This window comes from Flavobacterium sp. (assembly GCF_031423415.1).
Classification (GTDB): Bacteria; Bacteroidota; Bacteroidia; order Flavobacteriales; family Flavobacteriaceae; genus Flavobacterium.
The window spans coordinates 1-6,752 of the sequence record NZ_JANPFL010000181.1 but is presented as its reverse complement, the minus strand read 5'-3'; the positions used below and the strand labels follow the sequence as shown (position 1 = coordinate 6,752).

Genomic DNA, 6,752 nt, shown 5'->3' with positions numbered 1-6,752 from the left:
ATTAACATTAGTTCCTGGAAAAGAAACATTATCAGTTATACGCACCATTTCGCTTTCGTAATTGGCATAATTAGTTTGAAAATCAGCTAAAGTTACATCTTGTACTGTAACAGTATTTGAGTTTGAAGCTACAGTTGCGTTAACTGTAGGAACAATTTGTAATATCCCTGCAAAAAATACTGATTGTCCTTTTAATCCAGCTACTGCATCACCAATTACCATTGGCGTTGTGATTGTAGCAGCATTATCATCAATTAATACTCCAGCAGTTGCATCTTGTATATATTTTTGGTTACGCGCTGTTCTAGCATAAGAAACTATTGGGTTTGAAGAAAGTTGGTAGTATTTACCAATTCCATTAGCAGTAACGTCCGCTCTTAAGGCTGATAAATTAGCAACAACAATATAATCCGCAATAGTAAATGTTACAGTTGCATTTTTAACAGGACTCAATGGTGCAGATGCTTGTATTAATTCTACAAAAATTACATAAGTAGTACCTGCCATAGTTGGAATAACAATAGGTGTTGTGTCATTTTTTACTACTGGTGTTCCTCCATTTATAGTATATCTTATCTGATTAGTTCCGCTTGGAATTATAAAATTTTGTACGTTCAATGTTACATTTACATTTGCAGTTTCTGGCGAAAATGTGGCTAAATTTGCAGGAGAAGTAATTGCAATTATTGGACTGTTTGAACAAACTTCTGTAACAGCTGATGAAGCTGGAGCTACTACAGTTGCTTGTAAGAAATCAGTTAAATTATTTCCCGTATCGGTACAGCCGTTGTTCAATCTTCTTGCAGAAGTTGTAGATGTTAATACTGTAGTTGTACCTCCTGTAGAAACTCCTTCCAATTGATTGGCAGTATTAACAATTCCAAAAGCCACAGCATCAACAATATTTGAACCTGTTGGTTGAGCACCCGTTAACGCAGTTGTAGTATTTGTTAAAATTACTTTTCCTGAAGCACCACTCATTGCTAATGAACCACTTAAATCATGATTCAATATATCCGTTCCAGCTGTTCCAGCTGCTTGTCTAATCAAATAATATTGTCCTGGATTTAATGTAACTGGACCAACAATATCAGTTTTAGCCCATGCGGTTCCTGCCGCTGACGCATACTGAACAGCCCAATTGCTGAAAGTAACAGCGCTAGAACCAGTGTTTTTTAACTGGATAAAATCATGTTTAATCGTTGCACCACCATTACCTCCACCACCAAATACTTCACTAATTACAACTTGAGCATTTGAAGTCAATCCTGAAAGTAGTGTGAAAAGGATTGTAAACAAGTAAATTTTTTTCATTTTATATATTTTTTAAAATAAATTAGGGTACAAATATAGTTTGTAATTTCTGTATTAGAAAAGAAAGTAATGTAAAATAATTATTAAGTTTTTAGAAGAGCCGTTATTGCAACTATTTGATTACTAGTTTTCTAGTGGCTCTGTACTCTCCTTCTTTAATTTTAATAATATAAACACCTGTAGTAAGGGCTGTAATATTGAGCTCCTTGGTGGTTATGGTGGCTTGAAAAACTTTTTTGCCTAGTATGTCAAATATCTCTATTTCTTTTGCAGCAGTTGTTTTAGAGTTGATGTACAGTTTGCCGCTAGTTACAGGATTTGGGTAAATGCTTAAATTCTCGAAAGGTTGTTCTTGTAGTTTTGAACCAAAAACAGCGTCTTTACTTTCTTGGGCTTGAAGTCCTAAAGAAAATAAAAGTAGTAAGATTGTACTATAAAAGTAGTTTTTAGCCATTTGATTCAATAATAATGTAAAGGTATAAATATTTTATTTCAAAAAATAGTGATGGTGCTTAATTTTTTGTTTTATTAGTAAATAACAAAAAGTGTACCATAAAAAAACGCTCCAAGAGTTGGAGCGTTTTTGGGTATATTGAAATATGTATTTAATTTCTTAACCAAGTACCATTATTAAATGGAGTAACATTAGCACCAGTAGAAGTAGTAGAAGTAGCTACAATAGAACTAATATCTGTTGTGTTACCACTTATCCCGTTTCTTGTTAAAGCAGTTAAGAACGTAATATTAGCATTATTTATTTTTAAAGATGCATCTTGAAATTGAGTTAATTGATTTCTTAAATCAACACCATAACCTGCATTTGTAACAACAACGTTGGTAATAATTCCTGCTGTTCCTTCTTTAAAATTAAATGCTGCTTTTGTAACATTTCCAGAACCTACAATAGTAACATTATTTACAGTAGGGTTAGATCTAGGTGAGTTATTAAATTCTACTGGTAGATTAGAACACTCAAATCCAAAATCTCCATTTGTTGGTTGTTTAATCCAAATATTATTTAAAGTTCCTCTGTAACCTCTGTCCCAATCTATATTGTCATCTTCACATCCAAATGCAGCTAGATTTGTAGCATTTACAGAACCTCCAAAAAATTCAAATGCATCATCAGCACCATTGTAAGCTTGTAAGTTTTCTAAAATTGTTCCAGAGCCAACTCCGAAAAATGAAAATGCATTATACTCTGCAGTACCACCAGTTATTGCAGCACCCGCATATTCTACTCTAACATATTTTAATGATCCTGAATTATCAGAGTCATCAGTTCCTCCATAAATTAAGCCTCCAGCTTCTGCTATCTCGGTGCCACCAGTTACGTTAATTCTAGCTTTACCATTAATTATAATTCCACCCCAAGCACCAACTGCTGCTGATTGTGCTGTAAATACAATTGGTGAAGATGCAGTTCCTTCTGCAATAATTTTACCTCCTTGTTCAACTTGTAAATAATTTGCTCCTGTTGCTTGATCAGCGGTTGAAACTGTAAAAGTTACTCCTGGTTGAATAGTTAATGTAACACCCGATTTTACTAGTACGACACCTTTTAATGTGTAACTACCTGATAATACATTTAAGTTTGATGTAATATTCCCTTGTAAAACTGTTCCTTGTAATGTAGGTGTTGTAATTGGTGGAGTAACTGGTACAATCGTACCTCCATCGTCGTCTGATCCGCATCCAATAGCAAGTGCTAATACTAAAATTGCTGTAATTTTCAAAAATTGATTTTTCATTGTGTGTGTTTAAAAGTTGAACAAATTTATTATGATTTATGCAATACAACGTTAAAATAAGGTTACATTACAGTTAAAGATTTATCTCTAAAAAACTACTTAAAAAGTATATGAAAATTCTAAACCTACATTAACTCCTTGTGTTAATGAATTACTTACATTACTAAATTGTGAAGGGTTAGCAATTGTTTTAGTAGGATTTTGAGTGGCCAAAATATCAGCATTTAAAATATTTTTAACTGTTAAGTTTAATTGATATTTTTTTACAAAAGTATTTCTCCAAGTAAAATCCAACATATTTATAGGTTTTTGAATAATATCTGCAGCACTGTCTGTTCCAACTGCATAGATTCGATCTGAAAATGTATTGTAGATAAAAGATAATTTAGATTCAACTTTTTCATTTTTTACCAAATCATACACAATATCTGTATTCAAAATAAAATCTGATGCTCCTTGGAGAGATCTATTTGTTGAGGTAATTGCCGGAAATTCTTTTGGATCAGCTTTTTCTTGTGATTTCATGTAAATCGTATTTACTCCTAAGGTAAAACGATCTGCTATAACGGATTCTTTAAATAATAACGATAAATTAAAGGCGGATTCTAATTCGATTCCGTAAAGAGTAGCTTCATTAAAGTTTACATATTTTGTTAAAAATCCTGTTGAAGTCCCTTCAAGCAATCTTGTAATTGGGTCTTCTATGCGTTTTCCAAAAAGTGTTCCAGCAAATAATGCTCCTTGGGTTGGAAAAAGTTCATATTTTAAATCAATATTGTAATTCTGTGTATTATTTAAGTCTGGATTACCAACACTAAAATTTCCATCACCATCTTGAAATCTAAAAGGAAGGATTTCTCTAAATCTAGGTTTTGTGGATGTTTTAGAAGCAGTAAATCGTAAATTTGATTTGTCGTTAACTTCATATTTAATATTTAAAACTGGATTAATATCTAATGGTTCGTATTCTTTCTTCTTAAATTTATCATTGACAGTCATTAATTCTGTTCTAGATTTTGTTTCTCTAAATAGATATTCTACCCTTGCGCCAATATCAACAGATAATTTATTCCAATTTCGATTGTAATTTAAAAACCCTGCATTTATATATTGTAAGATTTTAACTTTATAGGTTGGGTCTGGAGCGCTTGAATAAAACAAATTATTTGAATTTGCATCATAAAAATCTTGGGGATTATTGGTATCAATTGTTGTAGATGACAATGGAGAACTTGTATTTGTTCTAATAGTTCTATTAAAAAAATCGTAATTCGACATATCACCATTATATCCAATTTTAAATATATGTTTGGCTTTGTTATTGTCGTTTTCTCCTATCTTTAGTTCGTATTCTAATTTTCCATTTACATTTACATTGTCTAACATAGAATAAAATCTGAAGGGATTGGCACCTCCAAAAGTAATAAAATCTGCATTTTCACCTACCCCTTCAGTAATAAGTACTTTTCTATCAGGCATGTCGTTTTTTCCTATAGTTGCAGCAATACCATAATCAAATGTATGTTTTTTGTTTTTTAAAAAAATGGTCCCTAGTTGTTGTACTCCATACGATGTGTTTTCAACATATTTACTATCTCTTAAAAAGAAAGGTCTATTTATGGTTATAAAGTCTGTATTTTCACCTTGAATCTCATTAATTGCGTTTTCAGAATTTTGTAAATAAATAAAATTCAGTAAAAAGCTAAAGCTATCGGGTTTTTTAAAATTAACACTCGCTAATCCAGATTTTTGAGTAGAATAAGTTGAATTAGCAACGTCAAAATCTTTAAAAGCATCACCTGACGAATTTAAATTTCTTCGTTTTCCTGTTTGTGATAAGTAAGAGTTATTGAAATTTAAGTTAAATATATAGCCTATTTTTTTATCATTTTCAAGAGTAAAAGAATCAGAATTTGTAATACTAGTCCCTACACTAAGCGGAGCTTTAGTTCTCTCTGGCGTCCAAGATGAGTCAAACAAGTTTTTAGATTCAACTGGAGTTGCAGCATATCCTGTTCGAGTGTTGTCATTAAAAACTTTAGGAATGGCTTGACTCTGTCCTGCAAAACCAAAAAAATGCGTTCCGTTTTGATCTGCTAATTTGATATCTTTAAAAGTAGTTAGTGAGTTTAAACCTGTACTTATAGATATTTTAGTATATGGTTTTGAAGTTATATCTTTAGTCCAAACATTTATAGAAGCTCCAGCGAAATCTTGGTATAACGAAGAGTTAAATGTTTTAAAAACATCTATATTTCTTACTATGTCTGTTGGTATAAAGTTTAATGGTAAGGTTTTAAGATTTGGATCAGAAGGAATAAAGTTCAATCCATTAATTTGTAAATAATTATACCTGTCATCTAAACCCCTAATAAACAAACCTCTATCGGCTACTTTAGAAACCCCAGATAATTTTGCAACGCCTTGTTCAACATTACCAACTCCTTTTCTTGATAATTCTTGAGCCCCGATACTTTGTTTGATTTCTACAGCATTTTTTTGTTCTAATAACAAAGCACTTTCCTTTTCACGACCTTTTTGTGTAGTTTTAACCACTACATCTTCCATTTTAACACTTCCTGAACCTAAAGATTCATTTATCTGTTTTGTTTCAGAAGCACTAACTGAAACGGCTACTTCTTTGGATAGATACCCAAGAAAACTAAAAACCAAAACATGATTTCCAGCAGGTACTTCTAATTTATATTTTCCAGCTATATCGGTTGTAGTTCCTATAGATTTTCCTTTTACATTTACATTAGCAAATGGAAGCGGTTCGTTATTTAAATCTTTGTCTGAAATAACACCAGTTATAGTTGCCTTTTGAGCAAAAGAAAAAAGGGTTATAAAAAACATTAAAAATGTTAATTTGAAATTCATTTTGTAGTTGTGTTTAATTCGATGCAAAGAAACTCTCGTAAGGTAAATTTTTTGTTACCTTCAAGTTATCATTGTATTTTTATTAAGTTAACTCAAGGTTAAGAGATTAAATTTGTGTTACAATAATCTTTTCATTCAAAATATAATTACATTTACATACAAAAAATTATTCATTTCATTTATGAAAAAGAAAGACATTAAAATTTTGTTAGTTGATGACGAACAGGATATTCTAGAAATTGTAGGTTATAATTTGTCTCAAGAAGGATATCAAGTGTTTACTGCCGAAAACGGGAGAGAAGCTGTAGCCAAAGCCAAAAAGCACATTCCAAACCTTATAATAATGGATGTTATGATGCCAGAAATGGACGGTATGGAAGCTTGTGAAAACATCAGGAAACTACCAGAATTAAGTAATGTTATTATCACTTTTCTAACCGCTAGAAGTGAAGATTATTCCATGGTTGCTGGTTTTGATGCTGGCGCCGATGATTATATAACCAAACCAATAAAACCAAAAGTTTTAGTAAGTAAAGTAAAAGCTTTGTTGCGAAGATTAAAAGATACTGAATCTAATTCTGAAAATTTAGATTTAGGAGATATTATCATTAATAGAGAAGAATATAAAATTATTAAAGAAGGGATAGAAATTATATTACCGCGAAAAGAGTTTGAATTGTTTTACCTTCTGGCGTCTAAACCTGGAAAAGTATTTAAGCGTGAAGACATTCTAGACAAAGTTTGGGGTAACGAAGTGGTAGTTTCCTGATGTTTTCACAAGCTTCCATACCGTCCATTTCTGGCATC

General features: G+C 31.5%; 4 protein-coding genes and 1 pseudogene. 1 reads left to right on the top strand and 4 read right to left on the bottom strand.

Translation table 11 applies throughout. The features are described 5' to 3' along the window. From RMO83_RS15190 to RMO83_RS15175, 4 genes are all read right to left on the bottom strand, one after another. On the bottom strand, positions 1–1,314 hold a 1,314-nt coding region (locus tag RMO83_RS15190), incomplete at its 3' end, for a lamin tail domain-containing protein (RefSeq protein ID WP_310560547.1). 112 nt (positions 1,315–1,426) lie between these two features. After that, complete coding sequence (locus RMO83_RS15185) at positions 1,427–1,768, bottom strand: T9SS type A sorting domain-containing protein (RefSeq protein WP_310560546.1); 342 nt, start codon at positions 1,766–1,768, stop codon at positions 1,427–1,429. Between the two features lie 151 nt (positions 1,769–1,919). Further along, complete coding sequence (locus RMO83_RS15180; RefSeq protein WP_310560545.1) at positions 1,920–3,065, bottom strand: hypothetical protein; 1,146 nt, start codon at positions 3,063–3,065, stop codon at positions 1,920–1,922. Positions 3,066–3,164: 99 nt separating this feature from the next. Then, on the bottom strand, positions 3,165–5,945 hold the full coding sequence (locus RMO83_RS15175) for an outer membrane beta-barrel protein (protein ID WP_310560544.1): 2,781 nt from the start codon (positions 5,943–5,945) through the stop codon (positions 3,165–3,167). Between the two features lie 181 nt (positions 5,946–6,126). On the opposite strand from RMO83_RS15175, the pseudogene RMO83_RS15170 reads away from it, so the two are divergent. Then, positions 6,127–6,708: pseudogene (locus RMO83_RS15170) on the top strand (response regulator transcription factor); the annotation flags it as partial. Positions 6,709–6,752: the final 44 nt, after the last annotated feature.